Origin of the sequence: Dyadobacter alkalitolerans DSM 23607 (assembly GCF_000428845.1) — a bacterium.
GTDB classification, from domain to species: domain Bacteria; phylum Bacteroidota; class Bacteroidia; order Cytophagales; family Spirosomataceae; genus Dyadobacter; species Dyadobacter alkalitolerans.
The window spans coordinates 151,043-171,361 of record NZ_KE386806.1 but is presented as its reverse complement, the minus strand read 5'-3'; the positions used below and the strand labels follow the sequence as shown (position 1 = coordinate 171,361).

21 protein-coding genes are annotated in these 20,319 nt (G+C 45.6%); 16 read left to right on the top strand and 5 right to left on the bottom strand.

What is annotated here, in order from left to right:
• Positions 1-32 precede the first annotated feature (32 nt).
• Positions 33-3,095 (bottom strand): SusC/RagA family TonB-linked outer membrane protein, encoded by a 3,063-nt coding sequence (locus G395_RS0127945; RefSeq protein WP_026633004.1) that lies wholly within the window; start codon positions 3,093-3,095, stop codon positions 33-35.
• A 182-nt stretch (positions 3,096-3,277) separates the two neighbouring features.
• Here G395_RS0127945 and G395_RS0127940 point away from each other — a divergent pair, with 182 nt between their 5' ends.
• The 5 genes from G395_RS0127940 to G395_RS0127915 all read left to right on the top strand — a co-directional run bounded on the left by G395_RS0127940 (position 3,278) and on the right by G395_RS0127915 (position 6,543).
• A complete protein-coding gene (locus G395_RS0127940) occupies positions 3,278-4,621 on the top strand; it encodes a hypothetical protein (RefSeq protein WP_026633003.1) in 1,344 nt (447 codons plus the stop codon).
• 100 nt (positions 4,622-4,721) lie between these two features.
• Positions 4,722-5,168 carry an ABC transporter permease gene (locus G395_RS0127930; RefSeq protein WP_026633002.1) on the top strand — a complete coding sequence of 149 codons (447 nt, stop codon included), beginning with the start codon at positions 4,722-4,724 and terminating at the stop codon, positions 5,166-5,168.
• A 77-nt stretch (positions 5,169-5,245) separates the two neighbouring features.
• Positions 5,246-5,782, top strand: coding sequence for an ABC transporter permease (locus tag G395_RS0127925; protein WP_026633001.1), 537 nt, complete (start codon positions 5,246-5,248; stop codon positions 5,780-5,782).
• An 88-nt stretch (positions 5,783-5,870) separates the two neighbouring features.
• Positions 5,871-6,173, top strand: coding sequence for a type II toxin-antitoxin system HigB family toxin (locus G395_RS0127920; protein ID WP_026633000.1), 303 nt, complete (start codon positions 5,871-5,873; stop codon positions 6,171-6,173).
• A gap of 10 nt (positions 6,174-6,183) precedes the next feature.
• The gene (locus G395_RS0127915; protein WP_026632999.1) at positions 6,184-6,543 is read left to right on the top strand and encodes a helix-turn-helix domain-containing protein; all 360 of its coding nucleotides are present in this window, start codon (positions 6,184-6,186) and stop codon (positions 6,541-6,543) included.
• 9 nt (positions 6,544-6,552) lie between these two features.
• Here the strand turns inward: G395_RS0127915 and G395_RS0127910 are convergent, their stop codons facing one another.
• Positions 6,553-7,836: a Gfo/Idh/MocA family protein gene (locus G395_RS0127910; RefSeq protein ID WP_026632998.1), complete on the bottom strand. Its 1,284-nt coding sequence runs from the start codon at positions 7,834-7,836 to the stop codon at positions 6,553-6,555.
• A 216-nt stretch (positions 7,837-8,052) separates the two neighbouring features.
• Here G395_RS0127910 and G395_RS31470 point away from each other — a divergent pair, with 216 nt between their 5' ends.
• Entirely contained in the window at positions 8,053-9,510 is a 1,458-nt protein-coding gene (locus tag G395_RS31470) for a TlpA family protein disulfide reductase (RefSeq protein ID WP_051350456.1), read from the top strand.
• 120 nt (positions 9,511-9,630) lie between these two features.
• On the top strand, positions 9,631-11,193 hold the full coding sequence (locus G395_RS0127900) for a M81 family metallopeptidase (protein ID WP_026632997.1): 1,563 nt from the start codon (positions 9,631-9,633) through the stop codon (positions 11,191-11,193).
• A gap of 88 nt (positions 11,194-11,281) precedes the next feature.
• Here G395_RS0127900 and G395_RS32865 read toward each other — a convergent pair whose 3' ends face one another.
• Positions 11,282-11,959, bottom strand: a complete 678-nt coding sequence (locus G395_RS32865; RefSeq protein ID WP_229204311.1) for a glycine zipper family protein — start codon at positions 11,957-11,959, stop codon at positions 11,282-11,284.
• A gap of 44 nt (positions 11,960-12,003) precedes the next feature.
• Here G395_RS32865 and G395_RS0127890 point away from each other — a divergent pair, with 44 nt between their 5' ends.
• The 4 genes from G395_RS0127890 (at position 12,004) to G395_RS0127880 (ending at position 14,408) form a co-directional block, all read left to right on the top strand.
• Positions 12,004-12,249, top strand: a complete 246-nt coding sequence (locus G395_RS0127890) for a type II toxin-antitoxin system ParD family antitoxin (RefSeq protein ID WP_026632995.1) — start codon at positions 12,004-12,006, stop codon at positions 12,247-12,249.
• Positions 12,249-12,554 carry a type II toxin-antitoxin system RelE/ParE family toxin gene (locus G395_RS33220; RefSeq protein ID WP_084439938.1) on the top strand — a complete coding sequence of 102 codons (306 nt, stop codon included), beginning with the start codon at positions 12,249-12,251 and terminating at the stop codon, positions 12,552-12,554. The genes G395_RS0127890 and G395_RS33220 overlap by 1 nt, the downstream gene beginning before the upstream one ends.
• A 118-nt stretch (positions 12,555-12,672) precedes the next feature.
• A complete protein-coding gene (locus G395_RS30795; RefSeq protein ID WP_051350455.1) occupies positions 12,673-13,248 on the top strand; it encodes a helix-turn-helix domain-containing protein in 576 nt (191 codons plus the stop codon).
• Positions 13,249-13,331: 83 nt separating this feature from the next.
• The gene (locus G395_RS0127880) at positions 13,332-14,408 is read left to right on the top strand and encodes a spore photoproduct lyase family protein (protein WP_035362241.1); all 1,077 of its coding nucleotides are present in this window, start codon (positions 13,332-13,334) and stop codon (positions 14,406-14,408) included.
• 7 nt (positions 14,409-14,415) lie between these two features.
• On the opposite strand, the gene G395_RS0127875 is transcribed toward G395_RS0127880, so the two are convergent.
• Complete coding sequence (locus tag G395_RS0127875; protein WP_026632993.1) at positions 14,416-15,024, bottom strand: dihydrofolate reductase family protein; 609 nt, start codon at positions 15,022-15,024, stop codon at positions 14,416-14,418.
• Positions 15,025-15,188: 164 nt separating this feature from the next.
• The gene (locus tag G395_RS32955) at positions 15,189-15,452 is read right to left on the bottom strand and encodes a SymE family type I addiction module toxin (protein WP_026632992.1); all 264 of its coding nucleotides are present in this window, start codon (positions 15,450-15,452) and stop codon (positions 15,189-15,191) included.
• 328 nt (positions 15,453-15,780) lie between these two features.
• Between G395_RS32955 and G395_RS0127860 the strand changes: the two genes are divergently transcribed.
• From G395_RS0127860 to G395_RS0127840, 5 genes are read left to right on the top strand one after another with little or no spacing between them, the layout of a single operon-like run.
• Complete coding sequence (locus G395_RS0127860; RefSeq protein ID WP_026632991.1) at positions 15,781-16,953, top strand: XRE family transcriptional regulator; 1,173 nt, start codon at positions 15,781-15,783, stop codon at positions 16,951-16,953.
• Positions 16,950-17,459 (top strand): DUF4411 family protein, encoded by a 510-nt coding sequence (locus G395_RS0127855; RefSeq protein ID WP_026632990.1) that lies wholly within the window; start codon positions 16,950-16,952, stop codon positions 17,457-17,459. The genes G395_RS0127860 and G395_RS0127855 overlap by 4 nt, the downstream gene beginning before the upstream one ends.
• Positions 17,460-17,496: 37 nt before the next feature.
• On the top strand, positions 17,497-18,351 hold the full coding sequence (locus G395_RS0127850; protein WP_051350454.1) for a DNA adenine methylase: 855 nt from the start codon (positions 17,497-17,499) through the stop codon (positions 18,349-18,351).
• Positions 18,335-19,168: an FRG domain-containing protein gene (locus G395_RS0127845; RefSeq protein ID WP_026632988.1), complete on the top strand. Its 834-nt coding sequence runs from the start codon at positions 18,335-18,337 to the stop codon at positions 19,166-19,168. The genes G395_RS0127850 and G395_RS0127845 overlap by 17 nt, the downstream gene beginning before the upstream one ends.
• Positions 19,169-19,173: 5 nt before the next feature.
• Positions 19,174-20,265: a DUF262 domain-containing protein gene (locus G395_RS0127840; RefSeq protein ID WP_026632987.1), complete on the top strand. Its 1,092-nt coding sequence runs from the start codon at positions 19,174-19,176 to the stop codon at positions 20,263-20,265.
• The last annotated feature ends 54 nt before the right edge of the window (positions 20,266-20,319 follow it).

Here is a 20,319-nt window from a genome sequence, read left to right as displayed (position 1 = left end):
AATGATTTTGATTTTTTATAAAACCGGAAGCCTTAAAACCGGATCGTTGCACCGGCCATCAGCGTTGTCACGATCGGGTAAGCATAGCTTGCTGACTCCGGATCCAGGTATTTTGGAAATTTGCTAAGCGAAAAGACATCGTTCGCCGACACATAAAATCGCAGCGACTGAATGCCGATCTTCTTCACACCCGGTTGCTGCAAGGTGTATCCCAAAGTGATGTTTTTCAGCCTGAAATAGCCGCCATTAATCAGCCAGTAATCCGAGAGCGCGTAATTGGCCGAGTTGGAAGTGCGGGAAAGGCGCGGATATGTGGCTTGCTGGTTTTGTTCGGCAGTATTGTTCAGGCTCCAGAACTTTCCGATCATATCGGCAGGCATATTCCCGAAAGCCTCTGCAAATGGCTGCACGGCCTCGCTGTTCAGCCTCGAAAGTTTTTTAGCCACGCCCTGAAAACTCACACCAAAATCAAAGCCGGCATAGTCGGCCCGCAAGTTTCCGCCGTACAAATAGCGAGGTAATGCGCCTCCAAGCAACACTTTGTCATCTGTTGTGATCTTGCCATCCTTGTTAATGTCCACATAGCGAACGTCTCCGGGCTTGGTGGTAACATTCAGCACCGGCGCACCATTGATTTCGTCCTGCGTTTGGAACAAACCGTTGGAGATATAACCAAACCACTCATTATACTCGCTGCCGTTCCGGATGATCTGGTCTTCCCGGAACTCCGTGCCTTTGAGATCACCGACCGTTGATTTGGCATCCGAAAGGTTGGCTGAAACCGAGTAAGTCAGCTTGTCTATCCGGTCGCGCCACGTCATTTCAAGTTCCCAGCCTTTTACTTTCAAAACGCCCGCATTCTGGTTGGGTTTGTCGTATCCGAGATAAAGCGGAATGTCGAGCGGCAACAGAATGTCCGTCGTTTTCTTCATATAATAGTCAGCGCCTAAGGTGAGCCTGTCGTTCAAAAACGCAGCATCGAGACCGATATCTGTGGTGCGGCTGGTTTCCCAGCTGATATTTTCAACGGCGTAAACCTGCTGCCCGCCGCCCGTTAAAGGAACTACGCCGCCATTCTGGTAGAATAATGCAGTTGAAAAATCAATGGTTGCCAGATAGGGATAATAGGCCGGATTGCCGTCCTTATTCAGCAAGCGCTCGTTACCCGCCTTTCCCCACGAACCTCTCAGTTTCAGAAAAGACAGCCAGCGGATATCCTTCATGAATTGCTCCTCCGAAATAGTCCACCCAGCTGAAAGTGAGGGATAAACTGCCCTGCGGTAAGCATTAGCGAAACGCGACGACAGGTCCGAACGCAGGTTTCCCTGCAATGAATATTTGCTTTTATAGCTGTATTGCAATCTTCCAAAAAAGGAATGCAACCCTGACTCATTAGCGTTTCCGGAGTTATCCCGCAGCTCGGTTGAGCCGGAATTGAGATAGGGGTAATCGGTTAATGCAAAGCCACTTCTGATCGCGCCCAGGTTTTCCAGCGAGCGGTAATTTTCCTCAAAACCGCCGAGCACATCAATGCTATGCCCGCTTTTGAATTCTTTGACATAATTGGCCAGCACCTGCCCGTTGATCGCAATGCCTTCCGACCTTCCTTCGGTTAAAACAGTTCTTGCCTGGTTCACAACTGTGCTGTTGGAGCCGTCCGGATTGGTGAATCGTACCTGTTTTGAGAAAAATTTATTTTTATCCAAATCAAAAACCGGCGCAACCAATGCCGTTAACGTTAGTCCTTCGATGGGTTTGTAGTTCAATGACATTCTCCCGCCGATCTGGTTATTTAAAGTTTTGGTAAAACCACCTTCCCGGAGCTGGGCCAGCGGATTACGGCCGTCTTTTCCAAGGGCAACTTTACCATTGGCATACACATCATCATAAATCGGCGGCATTACGCGTGCTTCGTATATCGGATTGTACGCACCGGTGGTAAGCAGCTCGTTACCATTGCCCTGATTGGCTGTTCTTTTATAAAAAACATCGAGGTTAATGCCCAGCTTCTTACTCACTTGCAGATCGTTGTTAATGCGGAACAGATAGCGGTTATAATTACGGTTATCATAAAATGCACCCGCACTGGCATACCCCAGCGAAGCCTTCGTGCTGATTTTTCCCGTGCCCATCGTGAACACAATGTCGTGGCGCTGACGGGGTGCGGAGGACCTGTTGATGATGGATCTCTGCCAGTCGGTGTTTGGGAAAAAGTCTGGATTAACACGGTTACTATCTAAATATGAATCAATTAACGGCTGTGCAAACGGGCCCTGGCTTGCGCCATCGTTCGTTGCCTGCTCATTGAAATAGCGCATATAATCCTGAACGCCCGCATACGAAGGCTTGGCCGTAGCACGCTGAACGCCGTATTCGTAGGTGTATTCCAAACTGCTCTGTCCTGACTTCGCCCGCTTGGTTGTCACGAGGATAACCCCGGCTGCACCCCTGGAACCATAAATGGCAGCCGAAGAAGCATCCTTTAAAACCGTCACACTCTCCACGTCGCCGGGATTGACATTATCAATGCTGGCCACGGGCACGCCGTCCACGACAACGAGCGGGTTGTTCGTGCCAATGGTGGTTATGCCTCGGATCAGAATGTTGGAGCCGGAGCCGGGCGCGCCGCCTGTACGCGTCACCGAAACGCCCGCCACACTTCCCTGCAACGCGTCCGAAACCTGCAATGTCTGCCGCCCCGCTACGTCCCTGGAACTGATGGTGGAAATGGCACCCGTGAGATCTTTTTTCTTCTGCGTTCCATAGCCTACCACCACAACTTCCGCCAGCGACTGATCGTTGGGTGCGAGGGTAACGTCCAGGGTTGTACGTCCGTTCAGGGGAGTGTCCTGTGCCTGGTAACCCACGAAGGAGAATGTCAAGATCGGCGACCCGGATTCCGGAACGGCCAGTTGATACAGCCCGTTTACATCCGTGACGGTTCCCTGCTGCGTGCCTTTGATCACAATACTGACGCCGGGAAGTTCTTTGGCCTGCTCGTCAACGACCTTGCCGGTCAATTGTCGCGTTTGCGCGAACAAAGGCGCAAGCCAGCCAAATAAGAGGACACAACTCAGTAGAATTTTTTGTCTCATAAGTTTTAATAGGTTAGCGTTTAGGGTTGATTTTCAATGGTAAGACCGAGGGGTTAAATATTTGATTATGCAAATATAATTTTGCATAATTTGGTTAAATCAGGCCGATCCTGACCATTTGCTTGATCAAAAGAATGGACAACCTAAACAATTGATTTCTAGTAGATTATTGCTTTAAAAATATGGAGAATGGACAAGCCAGGGCAAGCTCTTTGGATCATCTGGATCACTGCTGCCGCCTGGTGAGTGAAATGTATGGCAAGTCTGATATCGGCTCCTGGACCAACAGCGACTATGTGCGGCTGGGGTATATTCTTTACAAAAAAACAAATGTCCAGATCAGCCCGAATACGCTGAAAAGGATCTTTGGAAAAATCAAAACCGACGTCCGTTATTATCCGCAGAAAGCCACGCGAGACGCGCTGGCCGGTTACGTTGGCTACGGCGATTGGGAAAAGTTCGTCACCTCCGCTCCTCGCCATGCCGTTGTTACCAAGGGTCCGTCGCCCGTGCAGCCCTACTTTGAAGCCATTTTACCCGACGAGCCCAAACTGGCGCCCGTCAGAAAGCGGCGGAGAATGAGTCCAGCTTATATCGGCTTGATGTTGACCGTGGTCATTGCTGCTATTGCATTTGCAAGTTACGAGCTGTTCCTATCGGCACCGGAACCGGTTGATGCTGCGCTTGTTTGCCAGAATCCAGTTGGCGAAAATCCGCATTCTGCAGCGTTTGTCGTGCGTGGGATTCCCGAAAGTTATGATGTAAACAAAGAACATTACACCCTTGATTTTGGTGATGGCAGGCGGATTTCCCTGATCGAGGGCGACAGTCTCTATTCGCATTACTATGAAGTTCCTGGCCGCTACTCAGCCATTTTGAAGCGGAATGGCGTGACTATGGACACAGCGTCGGTATATCTCAAAACGAATGGCTGGACGGCAACGGCCAGAATGATGTACGACACAACAAGGGTTTACCCGATCGACATTCAAAATTTGCTGACCGGCGACAAGAAAAGCGTAAGTGCGCGGGAAGTTTCGCGCGCAGGCGTTGATACAAACCGCACCTTCTTTGTAGACTTCATTAATACGCAACTCACAGACATTGACGCAGATAACTTCGAGCTCTTTATCAGACTCAATACTTCCGCTCCCCGCGCCGGCGTACGCTGCTCACAGGTGCGGGTGACCGTTTTTGGAGAATCATCCAAGCATGTGTTTGATGTAATGAAGCCCGGTTGCACGCATTGGACGGACCTGCAATTTTCCGAAGTCACCAAGCCCGGCGAGCTCAACCAGCTCAATTTTCTTGGCGTGGACCTGCAAACAGGAGGCACCGTAACATTGAAAGTTGTGGACAAGCATGTCCGCCTCTTTATCAATGCAAAAGAGGTTTTTAAAACAAATTATAAAAAGCCGCTGAAACAGGTCTACGGACTCGGCATTTCGTTTTCAGGCATCGGGGCCATTGATTCTGTAAAGCTGAAAGATGTGAAAACGGGGAAAAGCTTTGCGGGTAACTTCTAACAAAAAGTTATTTTAATATATAAATTTCTTGTATATTAAAATAAATATTGGCATACTTACATTCCGTGATAAAATCAATGAAATGTAAGCCAAAAGCCATATGCTAAACCTCGACGTTCTTCGCAATCATCTCAAAAATTCCTGGCGCTATCTGTTAAAGGATATACAATTTACTTTGCTCAATCTCCTTGGGCTGTCCACGGGTTTAGCTTGCGCCTTACTTATTTCGCTATGGGTCAGGAACGAGCTGAATTTTGATAAATTTCATGAGAAGGACGACCAGCTTTACGAGGTAATGATCCATGAAAAAGCCGGAAACCGCATTGCGACTTCCAACGGAACCGGTGATCAGATGGGCGAAACGCTTTTGAAAGACTTGTCGGAAGTGGAAACGGCTGTAACGACAACGCCCGCGTCGTGGTTTCAAACATTTAGCTTGACGGCGGGCAGCAACACCATCAGCGCGGGTGGGAATTTCGTCAGCAGTGATTATTTCCATGCCTTTTCCGTCCCGCTTACACAGGGGCCGGGCAAGCGAAGTTCTTAACAATAAAAATTCCATTGTAATCTCTCAAACCTTGGCTGTCAAGCTATTTCGGGATGCCGAGTTGGCCATAGGTAAGATTGTGGAATGGAAATGGCAGGCCTTTTCCGGTAAATGCAGATTGTTGGAGTAGCCAGGAACTTCCATTTCAACTCCTTACACGAAGCAGTCCGGCCATTTATACTCTATATTTCCCCTGCAGAGACAATGCTTGTAATGGCCAGGATCACCGCCGGAAATCAAAAAGCAACATTTTCGCTGCCCTTGCGATCATCATTTCTTGCCTCGGCTTATACGGTCTCGCAGCATTCACGGCTAATCGCCGAAGACAGGAAATCGGCGTCCGGAAAGTGCTTGGCGCAACTGTTGGCAATGTCGTGGCGATGTTAACGAAGGACTTTATTATCCTGATGATCATAGCTATAAGCATTGCATTCCCGCTGGGCTGGTGGCTAACAGACCAATGGCTACACAACTTCGCATATCACATCCATATCAACGCAGGCATCTTCATCATCACAACCCTTTTAATGCTTATGATCACCCTAACCACCATCGGCTTCCAATCCCTGAAAGCCGCACTAATGAATCCGACGGATGCGTTGAAGGTGCAGTAGTGAAAGAGCCCATCGAGATATGTAAATTTTGTGATTACGCAATGTCGCAAGTTCCAAATAAAGGAACTTTTGATATATTTGTTTCCTTATGAGAATTGTTGCGAAGGGCACTTTGAAAGAATTCTGGGAAACACACACTGACGCCAGGATTGGGTTACTGAGCTGGTATGAAAAAATGAACAGCCACAATTACAGTACGCCCCAGGAAGTTATTGCGGATTTCAAGGGTGCCGACTTTGTTGGCAATGATCGGATAGTCTTCAACATTGCCCGGAATAAATTTAGGCTGATCGTTTCATTCAATTACCAGTTCAAAGCTTGTTGGATCAAATTTGTTGGCACGCATAAGGATTATGATCGGATAGATGCCAAAACTGTTGAACACTCATAAAAGCCAGGCAATGAAGAATTACAAAATAAAACCACTTAAAACCACCGCTGACTACAAAGAAGCGCTGGACAACCTGGGTGAAATTTGGCAAGCAAAGCCGAATACACCAGAGGGTGACCAGTTGGAACTGCTTTTGATGGTCATAGAAAAGTACGAAAATGAGCACCACAAAATGCCTGAACTGGATCCTGTGGAAGCTATTAAATACAAGATGGAGGAAGATGGTCTAAGTCAAAAGGATCTGGTAAAATATTTCGGAACCAAGTCGAGGGTTTCAGAAGTGTTGGGCAGGAAGAAACCGCTAACTTTGAAAATGATCAAGTCATTATATCACGAGTTCGGGATCCCGGCCAAAACGCTTTTAATTTAAATTAAACTCCTAAACTAAATCCCACTCCTTCCTCGGCTTGCGGGAGAGTAGCTTGTTTGCTTCTTTGTCTCCTACGAATCTTTCTTTGTCGGCATTCCAGGTTAGTTCTCGTTTAAGGCGATAGGAAATGAGGCCGAGGTGCATAGGGATGGTGAGATCGCGGGCGTAGGCGAGGTTGGATTCGGGTTGTGTTCTGGCTTTAACTGCGTCGACGAAGTTTTGTTGATGGCCCGGTGACCTTGGGTTCGTGATGGGAACGGTGGCGATGTCGGTCATTGTTTCGCCGTTAATGTTGATCTTCCGGGTGTTGTAATCGCACATGAGCGTTCCTTTGTCCCCTTCAAAATACGCCCCTATCCCCTGCTCTGCCGCACCGGGAATGTTGGGAGGCAATGTAGTCCAAAAAATTTTCAATCCGTCAAATTCATAATCGACGTCCAACGTCTTTGGCGCATCGGCAATGCCCGTGTAGGCTTGCCCTCTTGCATTGATTTTTTTCAAACCCTTTGGCTGAATGGCGGAATAAACGACATCCGCAATGTGGCACCAGAAATCGGCAAATTCCCCTCCCGAATAATCCAGAAAATAGCGATACGTAAAATGGCATTTTTCCGGTATGTATTCCGTAAATGGTGCCGGCCCGAGCCACATATCCCAATTCAGCGTTTTTGGCACGGGCTGAACAGTGGGCGAGCCCAGCTCTTTGGTGGTCGACTGCTTCCATAAGCGCACTGTATGCACATTCCCGATGGCTCCCGATTTGATGATTTCAACCACCCTGTGAAAGTTATCGCCCGCATGGATCTGGTTGCCCATCTGGAAAATGCGGTTGTTCTTTTCCATGTGTTTCAGCATCATTTTGCCTTCGCGCTGACAGTAAGAGAGCGGTTTCTCGCCATACACATCCTTCCCGGCCTGAAATGCCAGCGTAGCAATCTGCGCATGCCAGTGATCCGGCGTAGCGACGGTGATGGCGTCAATGTCTTTGCGATCAAGAATTCTCCGAAAATCACCATAAGTATCCACCTTAATGCCCGGCTTCATGGCTTCGAGCTTCGTTTTTGTTTCACCCAGATGCAGCTCATCCACATCGCAAAGCGCCACAATTTCGACTTCCGGCAAGTCTGCAAACCATTTCATGTGATTATTCCCCATTCCACCCACACCAATGTGTGCAATACGCAGCCGGTCGCTGGCGGCAGCTTTGCCATAAAGTGACGGCAAAATCGTGAAGCCAAACGCGCCAAGCCCGGCCATTTTAACAAAATCTCTCCTGTTGGTATGCACACTCATGAGTTATGGGGTTAAGGTTTTAGGTGGTTTGTATTTGATTTAAAGGCCATTGAACGGCAAAAATTACTCAAAACGCATTTCGGGATCTACTTTTCAATACTGGCGGACCAGCCTGACTGCCCAAACAATTTACATTTCTTTAAGGAAACCTGCATCAAGGCGGTCGTTACAGGAGTAAGGGTCAATGTGCTTAATTTATCACCTAACAACCTAGCCGTGCGACAATATGTAAAACTTGGATTTCTCAGCCTGATCCTTTTAACAAGCTTATGGAGCTGCGACAAAAAGAACAGCAACCACGTAACGATTTCCATCAAGCTTGATTCTGCAAAAAATGCCCGTGTTGATTTCGTAACCAATAACATGCTGAGCCTGGACACATTGCTGCTGGCCACCTCCACATTGGACAGCACGGGATCGGGCAAGATCGAGGTGGACATTGCCGGCCCTTTGTTCGCCGTCGTGACAAGCGCCGGCCAATACATTCCGTTGTATGTTAATCCGGGCGACGATATTGTGATTGAACCGGATTCCGGAAAAAGCAGGAAAAACGTCAATTATGCGGGTGATGGGTCGACTGTAAACCGTTTTATTAAACGTTCCCAAGACGCGCAACAGCAATGTGAGGTCACGAATGGCAAGTACATCATCCAAATCATGGATGACGCCGAATTCTTCGCGCGGATGGATGCGTTCAAGAAAAAGCATCAGGAGCTGCTGAACTCACTTTTGACCGATAAAAACGTAGACCCGAATACATTGAAAGTGATGCAATCGCGGAAGGAAATGATGGAATATCATTTCTATCAAAAATATACACAATCAAAATATGGCTATGACATGAATGATCCGGCCATTCCGGCAAAGCTTTTGGCACCAATTAAAAACCTGCCGGAAGATTCACTGGCGCTGGCCATCAACATGTATGATTATGCAGCGATATTGGCCAACTTTCTGGAATCAAACATTTTTGCGCAGGTTGCGAAGCAAACAGAAGGTCGGGATCCCGATTCGATAGCGGGGAAATACCCGGAGATTGCAGATTCATTTATACAAGAACAACCTTATTCCCGACAGCTGAAAGACCATTTCAGGGCGGCCAACATTAATTTTTGGGTAGGAATGGAAGGCGTTTCACCAGAATTGCAAAAGCTGCGGGATTTGTTTAACAAAGAAGTCGACGTTCCGCAATATACGACGACGCTGAACAAGAGTTTCGGCATTTGGGAGCGCATTGGTCCGGGTAAGCCCGCGCCCGATTTCACAGGCCAGACCGCCGATGGCAAAAACATGTCCCTAAGCAGTCTGAAAGGAAAAGTGGTTTATGTCGACGTTTGGGCGACCTGGTGCGGACCTTGCAAAGAGGAGTTTCCACATTCCAAAAAGCTGATGAAAGCGTTTAAAGGAAATGATAAGGTGGCATTTCTGTTCGTTTCAACGGATGAAAATGTAGAAACATGGAAGAAAATGCTGCCGGATAAAAGCGTCCCGGAAGGAATTCACATCAACCAGGTCCAAAAAAACCAGCCTGACGACATCTGGGAGAATTATCGTATCTGGGGCATTCCAAGATACATTCTGATTGATGCTGATGGAAAAATGCTTCAAACGCACGCGCCGAGGCCTTCTTCAGGAAAGGTGGAAGATTTGCTAAGGCAAACGATCAAGATTTGACGAGTTAGCGTCCAGGACTTTCCGCGGCGTTTCATATGGGGTTTATGGCTAAATTCTCCGGTTTTTTACCTATTTTTCAATCCAAAGCAATCCTAACCCCACTTTGGTAACGTATCGCATATGAAACATTCTCCTTTTCTGATTTTTTGTTTTTGTCTTATCCTCACGCAAATCAATGCGCAGGACAATGGCAACAAAAAGCTTCCCCGCGTGGCCATTGCGGGATTGGGCATCGAGTCGAGCACGTTCTCCCCTGCCCTGACCACCGAGGAAGCTTTTAAAGCAAAATATGGCGCTGATATTTTTACTTCCTACCCATTTCTGGCCAAAGACTCGGCCAACCGCGGCCGTGCTGACTGGGTTCCTACGCTGATGGGAAAATCACTGCCGGGCGGTGCGGTGACGCGCGAAGCTTATGAATCGCTCGTAAAGCAAACATTGGCGTTGCTGAAAAAAGGCGCTCCCTATGACGGACTTTTCTTCGACATCCACGGCGCTATGAGCGTGGTGGGACTGGATGATCCGGAAGGTGATTTGATTGTTCGGATCCGCGAAGTGATCGGCACCAAAACCGTCATTTCAACCTCTATGGACCTGCATGGTAATGTATCCTGGCGGCTGGCTCAGAACACAGACCTTATTACTTGCTACCGGATGGCCCCGCACGAAGATGCCATGCAATCCAAAAAACGGGCGGTTGACAATCTGCTCTCGCGGCTCGAAAGCGGCAAAGGAAAACCTGCATACAAAGCCTGGATACCGGTTCCGATCCTTTTGCCCGGTGAAAAAACGAGCACCCGGATTGAGCCCGGTAAAACATTATATTCCAAAGTGGCTCCCGCTGCGGCTCAGCCTGGCGTGATCGATGCGGCGATATGGATTGGTTATGCCTGGGCAGACGAGCCTCGTAACCACGCTGTTGTGATGGTAACGGGCGACGATAAAGCTGTTGTTTCCAAAACGGCGGAGCAACTGGCCGCCAGCTTCTGGAAAGTAAGGTCGGATTTCGAATTCGTTGCACCGACGGGCACATTGAAAGAAGCTCTTGACAAAGCCGTAAAAAGCCAGAAACACCCCTTCTTTATCAGCGATTCGGGAGATAACCCGACGGCTGGCGGCGCAGGTGATGTTACCTGGACATTACAGGAGATTCTGGCCCGCCCGGAATTTAAAAACGACAATGGCCCGGCACTCATTTACGCCTCCATTCCCGGTCCGGATCTCGTAAAAGCAGCCATAGCAGCCGGTGTGGGCAATAAAGTCGATGGCTATGCAGGCGCAAAAGTTGATTTCCGCCTCGCACCGCCGCTCCATCTTGTGGGCACTGTAGAGGCTATTGAGCACGGTGACCGCAATGCAGAAACCGAGGTCGTTGTAAAAGTAGGAAGCGTGCACATCATCGTAACTGCTAAGCGCAAACCTTACCATAAGGAAGCGGATTTTACAAGATTAGGCCTGAACCCAAGGAAAGCGGACATTGTGGTTGTTAAAATCGGTTACCTCGAACCCGAGCTTTACAACATGCGCGCCGACTGGATATTGGCATTAACCCCCGGCGGCGTGGACCAGAACCTGGAAACGCTGGGCTACAAGCGCATTAAAAGACCCATGTTCCCACTAGACAAGGATATGAAAGATCCTGATTTGAAAGCGCAGTTTGTGCCTGCTTCGGATGCCAAATAATTCATCCAAATAGTGTATAACAAAAAAGCGATCTCACATGAAGTGAGATCGCTGCCTGTTTGTGTGTGTTTGCCTTAAATGTGTGTGATCAGTTATTATTTCTTCTTTTCTTTTTTTGTGAATTATCTACCAATGCACCGGTTCCGGCTCCTACACCAGCACCGATCAATGTCCCTACCAATGCACCTTCACCACGTTTTTTGTTAACAAGTGCTCCTGTAATTGCACCCGTTCCGGCCCCTACTACTGCTCCTTTTGCCGTGTGGTTCCATCCTTTTTTACGTCGTTCTGCTGGCGCTGCCGTGCTCGTTGCAACAGCCTCCGTATTTTTTGCTTCCGCAACACGCGCCTGCTCAGCCTTTTTCTCTGCTTCGCGATTAGCCATCACTGTATTCATCGAATCGACAATCGCTTTTTTCTCCATCACATGCTTCATAGAATCGATCGCGAACTGTTTTTCTTTCAGTAAAGCAGCCTCTTTATTAGTGCCGCTGTTGCACGATGCCATGAAAATTGCCGCACTGATGATCGAAATGGGTAACTTGTTCATTTTGATGTTAGGTTGGTTAACATCACGGATTAGTCCTAAAACCGTGCCAAAGTAAACAAACCCATTCCCCGCATCCGACTTCCCAAGCCCGATACGGGGAAACGCCATCCTGCGATTGTACAAAGTGGTGAGGTTGTCTACAATTCTGAGGCGTTTTTGCGGGATAAGCACCTGTACAAGCGCAATTGGAAGGCACAAGTTTTCAACTGATACCAATTTTTGGTACTTTCGCCCTACTAACACTTTGACAGGTAAAGAATATGCCGAAAAACACATCCATATCAATTGGTCAGCATTTTGATTCTTTTATTCAAAACCAGGTTAACTCGGGCCGCTATGCCTCCACAAGCGAGGTCGTGCGTGCTGGGTTGCGGCTATTGGAGCAGGAAGAGGAAAAGCTGCAGTTGCTAAGACAGGCTTTAATAGACGGAGAACAAAGCGGCTGGGTTGAAAATTTCGATCCAGAGAAATTTAAAGCAGGTCTAAAACGTAGGACTAAGATCTAATTTCGGAATACAAAATCAGTAAGCTTGATCAAAATGATCTTGAAAACATTTGGGAATACACCTTACGCGAATGGTCCTCGAACCAAGCTGAAAAATACCTGGACGGTTTATTAAACTGTTTTCAAGCGCTTGGCGACAAACGAATCGAAGGTAAGCCTGCCGAACATATCAGGGAGGAGTATTTTAAATGTCGTTTCTTAAAACATCAAATCTTTTATCGACAGTCGCCGGATTATAAAATAGAAATTATTCGGGTGCTACACGTCAGCATGGACGTCGAAAAGCAATTTGATGTGCAAGAGTGAAATCCAATAACCTGCCGTTGCCCACAGCCATCTCGGCACTTTGCCGCAAGAACGCCGCAATAAAACCGCTACAAACCGCTAAATTAAGCTCGTACTTTTGCTTCAAAACAACTTCACTATGAGCAAACTAACCATATCTGAACAGATTCGCGCTTTGCGGAAAAGCAAAGGACTTTCGCAGGAAGCATTGGCGGATAGCGCTGGTATTAACCTCCGCACGTTGCAGCGCATTGAAACTGGAAGCGCGTTGCCGCGCGGGGAAACATTGCGGCTGCTTGCAAGGGCGCTGGATCTTTCGGTGCAAGAGCTTTCCGTTGCTGTAAATGAATCGCCCATTGTAATGGAAGAAGATCCTGGATTTTTAAAATTGATGAACCTTTCAGCACTTACTTTGTGGTTTGTGCCTTTCGGAAATATCCTGGTTCCGCTGGCGTTCTGGATTTTCAGAAGGAACAAAATCATTGGCGTAGCCGAACTTGGCAAACGCATCATCAACACCCAGATTATATGGTCCATAATTACCTACGGAAGTGCAGCATTTATAATTTTCTCAGTTTTTCTCGACGAGATCTTTATTGATCCGTTTTTTATACTGCCGGTTATGCTGCTGTTTTATATGGCTAACACCATTTACATTATCGTTACCACAAGAAAGATAGCAAGAAGTGAGCGTCAGGAGTTTGCACAAGGTTAAAGTTCCGGGGTTTGCATGAAAGCCGTTGCTATTGAACCCGTTTCTGGCAGGCTTTTTGTCAAATGGCCGGAAACCTCATTGCTATGCTTCATCAAAAAACCATTGACGACCTGCTAACCATCCATGAAATTTACATGGAACCGGACGTGCCTACTTACGAGCGCGGACGGGAGATTTTAGCCAAATACCCTGAGGCAAAGCGCATTGAAGTGGATTCGCATTGGAAAATTCCGGAGCTTTTTGGCTTTGAAGGCTCAGTCGAGGATTGGCTTTGGAATAAAAAGAATGTTCTGATCCTGGGGACTAAGAAAGGCCTGACTTGTCGCGCCAATACGCGCAGCTCGCATTGGGTAGCGCCATCACAGTCCAATGGCTGCACCATGTCGTGCTCCTACTGCTATGTGCCGCGACGCAAGGGTTATGCCAATCCGATTTCGATTTTTGTCAACATTGAGCAGATCATGAAATATCTCAGCGGTCACGCAGGGCGACAAGGAATCAAGACCGAGCCGGACGCCATTGACCCGGAATATTGGGTGTATGAAATCGGGGAGAACGGCGATTGTTCTGCCGATGCGGCCATTTGTGATAATGTCAAAAACCTGATCGATCTGTACAAAGATCTTCCAAATGCCAAGCTAACGTTCGCGACGAAGTTTGTAAACCGTGAAATGCTCAGTTACGATCCGCAGCGCAAAACCCGCATCCGTTTCAGCCTGATGCCGCACCAGATGTCCAAGCTGGTCGACGTCCGCACGACGCCCATCAGCGAGCGCATTGCGGTCATGAACGAATTCCGGGACGCTGGCTATGAAGTGAATGTGAGTTTTGCACCCGTCATTTACTACGAAGGCTGGCTCGACGACTGGTATGCGCTGTTTGACGAAATGAACGACGTCCTGGACGAAGCTACCAAAGCGCAGCTCGCGACCGAGATCATTTTCCTGACCCACAACGACCGGCTCCACGAAGTGAACATGGGCTGGCATCCCAAAGCCGAAGAAGTGCTTTGGAAGCCAGACATTCAGCAGGTCAAATACAGCCAGACAGGCCAGAAGAATGTTCGGTATAAAAACAACATTAAGCGTGAGATCGTAAGTGAGCTGGTGAATGCTGTGAAAGAGCAATTACCTTATTGCCAGATCCGTTACGCATTCTAGCAATCGCTCAATCGTCCGCAGCATTACCGACCGGCACTTCACCATTGAATTCAAACGAGGCGCATATCACGCCGGTAGAAGACACCGCGTGCTTGGTCATTTTGAGGCCGCTCGGCAATGTTCCTCCGGCAAAAAGTCTCTTCCCCCTACCCAGCACCACCGGATAAATCCAGACATTCATCTGGTCAACCAGGCCATTTTTAAATAATGTCTGAATAAAATCAGCGCTGCCCCATATGTGCAAACCAGGCCCGTCGCTGGCTTTCAGCTCCTTAATCTGCTCAACCGTGTCACCATTAAGCAAAACAGTGCCCTCCCAACTCGCTTCTGAAAGCGTTTTGGTAGCAACAAATTTTTTAATCCCATTAAATTTCTCCGCAATCGGCCCCTCCTGCTTCGGCCAATACGGTTCCCAAATATCGAATGTTACCCGCCCCAAAAGCAAATCGTAATCAGAATTCAGCACAGCAAAAAGCGACTCCCTGGTAACCTCATCCGCATAATTCGCAGACCAGCCGCCCAGCTCAAAACCACCCGACGTATCTTCATCCGGCCCACCAGGCCCCTGAATAACCCCGTCCAAACTCAAATGTTCATTGATGATGATCCTTCTCATGATGTTTGCAGTTAATGTTGAAGATTTGTTTGATGGGTGCAAGTTCAGCAAACGTATGGGAACAAACGCGGTGTGAATGCGGCGATTCAAAGGGGCGAATGCGACAGCGTTGCCGGGAATAACCTACCAGAGCCTGGCTCAGAAAAATAGCTAAATAGCAAACCTTAAGGAACAACCACCCGGCGCGAAGCCCGCCGTTTCTTATTCAGCACAGATTCCGGCTCCTGATTATGCGTAATCTCCAATTTATTCCCAAAACACCGCACCGTAACCTCATGCCCACATTCAAATCCAGCATCCAGCAGCCACTTACCGCAAAGGCGGATTTCTGGCATTATTACATATTGGTGCCAAGCTCTGGAAACGTGTTTGCTGTAAACTGTTAAGTGTCGGTCGGTGGGTGGAGGAGATTTTTTTTCGTGTGTCATAGTTTGTAAGTTTTGCTAGGCAATATTACACAGAAAAGATTAGCAACTATCATTTGTTTAATTATAAGCTGCTGTTTTTCAGGTGGTTGGAAATGAGGTGTTTGATGTAATATGCTAATTGTTTTACATGAGATGCTAAACAATTATAGTTTTGTGTTGATCAATAAGCCGGCAAAACTTTCCAGAATTTTCTAAAAAAAATTTAAAAACAGACGCACTTTACGTCTGTTAGCCACAGAGTAACTGCTTTTTTATAAATTGAGCCTGAAAGGAGTAGAGAAAACCCGACATAAACTTAAACATGTTAAGATAAACCTCCTCAAACTTCATGGCAGACAAAGCATTTATCACACCTATCGTATTTAAATGGGCCCGCGAGTCGGCTAGAATGCCGGCGGAAACGGCGGCGTCCAAAATTAATGTTTCGGCCGAAAGATTGCTGGAATGGGAAGCCGGCACAAGTCAGCCGACGATCAAACAGGCCCAAACGTTAGCCAAAGCATACAAAAGACCATTCGCAATATTCTTCCTTCCCGACATTCCAAGGGACTTCCAGCCTTTGCAGGACTTTCGTCGAAGCGATTCGAAACCGCTAAGTACCGGTTCAGTTTTCATCATTCGCGAGATCCAACAAAAGCAAGCCTGGATCAGCGAAACGAATAGAGAAAACGGAGAAACCAGATTTCCATTTGTAGGTCGATTTTCGATCAAAGACAATCCCGCTGATGTCGCGCAGGACATTCTAAACACGCTCAACATTTCGCCGGGCAAGTATTTAGGTGTAAATGCTATCAAAGAATGGATCGACAAAGCCGAGGCAAAAGGCATTTTTATTTCTAGAACCAGTTTCATAAATGCATATCTAACATTAGATAGTGAAGAGCTTCAAGGATTTGCAATCGCCGATCATTACGCGCCCTTTGTCTTTATAAATTCCGACGATTGGAATGCGCCACAATTATTTACCTTAGTTCACGAGCTGGCTCACCTTTGGATCGCTGAAACAGGAATATCCGCTGACATTGAGCCTACCATTCAGAAATTAGATAAACTGCATCCAATCGAATTGTTTTGCAATGAAGTAGCGGCAAATGCACTGATGCCGAGTTACTTATTTCAAAATTTGGGAGGAGATCTTTATAAATCTGCCTCGCAAGTTTTCAATGTTGCAAAAACCTTCGGTGTTAGCTCATTCGCTGTACTTGTCCGTGCATTGAATTTGGGCGTTATTTCTTTTGATCAATATAGAAGTTTAAAAAACGCAGCAGATGCGGAGTTTAAGGCCTTTCTTATCAAAGAAGCTGAGAAAAAAGCCAAGCAAAAAGAAAGTGTTGGCGGGCCGAGCTACTATTTATTGCAGATTCAAAAAAACAGTCGACTATTTACTCAAACCGTTCTGGACGCTTTTCGTGGCGGCAACCTTGAACCGACTCAGGCGAGCTCCCTACTTAACGTGAAAATCAATCACTTTCACAACTTAGAAGCCCAGTTATATAAATGAGTAATGCAGCAAAAAAGTATTGCCTGGACGCCAACATGCTGATCCAGGCCTGGAACTTCTATTATTCACCAAAATTCTGCCCTAGTTATTGGGACGTTTTGAATAACTTAGGAAGCGCCGGAACGATCTTCATCCCTTATATGGTCTACGAGGAAATCACAAGAACCGACTACGACTTATGTAAGTGGCTCAAAAAGAGCAGCATTGCGATAAAAGATGTTGATGAAAAAGTGATTCAATGCCTGCAAATGATCTGGGCTTCAAATCCAATTCATAAAACGTTAGTTGATAATGTAAAAGGACGATCACTGGCTGACCCGTGGGTCATCGCTCACGCAATGCGCGAGAATGCGACTGTTGTCACGAAGGAGGAGAAAGTTACTGCGCTGAATGCGAGTAGGATTAAGATTCCAAATGTTTGTGAGAATATGGGGGTTGAGTGGATGAATGATTTTGGGATGATTGAGGAGATTGGAATCGATTTTCAATGTCGCCTAGCCATTTAAGAATTTTTGCCTAGCTTGCGTATTTCAATGACATATAATGATTACTATAAGGCAGGATTTTAGTTTGTACAAAAACTCTCCTAGTGTATTCCGGTATCCCGGAGGAAAAATTTGGATAACGCCTATTATTAAGTTTTGGATAGAAACAAACAAATATGAAAATTATACCATAATCGAACCCTTTGGAGGCAGTGCTGTTGTATCTCTTTTTTGTGTAAAAAATGGATTAGCAAAATCTGCTTCATTTTATGAAATAGATGAACAAATTGCAGCTGTCTGGAAGACTATACTAGGAGAAGATCATACTTGGTTAATACAAAACATTTCCTCTTTTAACCTAGATGTGAAGTCTGTGGATGAAGTCTTAACAAAGTCCGCTGAGGATAACAAATATCTGGCGTTTCAAACGATATTAAAAAACAGAATAAACCGAAGTGGAATTTTAACGAATGGTGCCGGAAGAATTAACCGTGGTGAAAATAATAAAGGTCTCAGATCGCGATGGTATCCCTCGACGATATCTAGACGAATCAAAGAGATACACGAGATAAAAGACTCTTTAAATTTCATTCAAGAAGATGGTATTAACGCTATCGATAAAATAAATTCGCTAAGTGAGCAAACACTATTATACATTGATCCACCATATATTGACATTGGAAAAAGATTATACAAGCATCATGATGTAGATCATAAAAGATTATTTCAGCTAGCAAGTGAGATCACACATCCATTCTTGATGTCCTATAACGATTCTGAACAGGTTCGCACTCTGGTGACAGAATTCGGATTGAAATCAGTCCAAATCAGAATGAAGAATTCTCATAATACAGATAAAATTGAATTGATAATTTCAAATAATTTGAATTGGATACATGATTACTCCTGCTAAAATACTTACTGAAATTACAATAACTTCTCTCAGTGAATTTACTCAGCAAATTGAGAACCTGACTTCAAGTGACGCTCCTTTTTGGTTTAGAGGGGCTGGCAGAGCTGACTACTCTTTGACCCCGTCACTTTATCGCCACCCAACACTAACCAATTCAAGCCAATTAATAGAAAGAGAGTCTGAAATCCTGGAAAGATTTAAACAACGAAGTTTTCCATATTTGAATAGAGCAAGCCTTGGCATGGCCTCTGGCGATTACTGGGATTATTTTTTTATAATGCAACACTTTGGCGTACCGACAAGACTATTGGACTGGAGTGAAAATCCATTTATCTCGCTTTACTTTGCGCTCAATTCTACGAAAAAAAATGCGGCAACCGGAGTTTTTGACAGTGATGCTGCTGTATGGGCACTAAACCCTAACGCATGGAATAAGGCGTCTCTGCACGACATTTCAGGTAAAGGCACTGTCATAGCCCCTGGTGATCCTGTATTGGATGCTTACAATCCTTCAAAATCGAAATACACTTTAAGAAAATCCCCTGTTGCCATAAACGGGAATCATAATAGCAATAGGATAGTTGCCCAAAAAGGTACGTTTATTCTCTTTGGAAATGAAAATAAAACAATGGAAGACGTTTTCATGGAAGATCCAGAATATCCTGCGGAATGTCTTATAAAACTACTTATCGCCTCGTCAGCAATCGATCAAATAAGTAAGTCACTCGTTAGGGTTGGCATTACAGACTCAGTTGTATATCCTGATTTAGAAGGTTTGGCAAAGGAAATCAAACGGCAACATGAATTTTTAGTCTAACAAATATGCTCAAATCACAGATAATCGACAAACCAGCTAACTTACTGGGATGGAATGATATCAAAGATAGAATTGATTTCCAACCAAGCTATCAGCGAAAAGGAAATCTTTGGACAAAAAAGATGAAATCCTATTTTATTAATACAATACTGAATGAGTATGATTTTCCGAAAATCTATTTAGCAGACTTTACTTTCGGTTCAACTGATTTGAACGAAAAAAGAAAACAGTATGCTGTTATTGATGGAAAACAAAGACTTACTACTGTCTTTGATTTTTTTGAAGATAAAATTCAGTTAGACAACACTCCAATTTTTTTCCGAGATCAGATTCTGGATCTTGAAAATTTCACGTATAGTGACATGAAACGAGAATATCCATTGGTAGGCGAAATTTTTGATAGATTTCAACCGGTTATAATGGGTGTGTATTCTGATCGACCAGAAGACGTATATGAGATGTTCATACGGCTTAATATAAATATTGCAATATCTGGTGCAGAAAGAAGAAACGCACTTCCGGGACCAATTCCTCAATTGCTCAGAAAGATTGCTATACATTCGTTTTTCTTAGAAAAAATAAAGTTTTCGATCGAACGTGGTCAAGATCTAAACTTAGCTGCTAAATTTTTACTTCTTGAAATTTCCAGTAAAATAGTGACGTTAAAAAAAAATGAACTCGATGGTATGGTTGCAAAATCCAGATCTCTGGATGAGGAAGTTATTAGACCGTATTACCAAAATGTAGAAAATGTTCTAAATCAAATGAACGATCTATTTCTAAGGCACGATGACTTATTAGCATCCCCAACGCAAATTCCCATATATTATTTGTTAACTAAATATTATGCTAGTCGATTTTCCAATTTTCTAGATGTCCGGCAATTTTTATGGAGTTTTGAAAGATCGAGAAACATTGCACGAAAAGAGCTTAAACAGCGAAGCACTGGTCAAATCTCATATTTCACACGGGATATTAGTGACGATGCCATTAGCTATAACCTATTTGTGAGGTCTCCTGATGATAAAAAGAATATCGAAGGAATGTTGGAGATTCTGGTTAGACAAGCTATTGAGGAAGGAGTTATTAAACCTTAAAGCTTGTATAATGGTTAGTTTAGAGCTTATCAATTTGCTCTCGATTGTTACGAT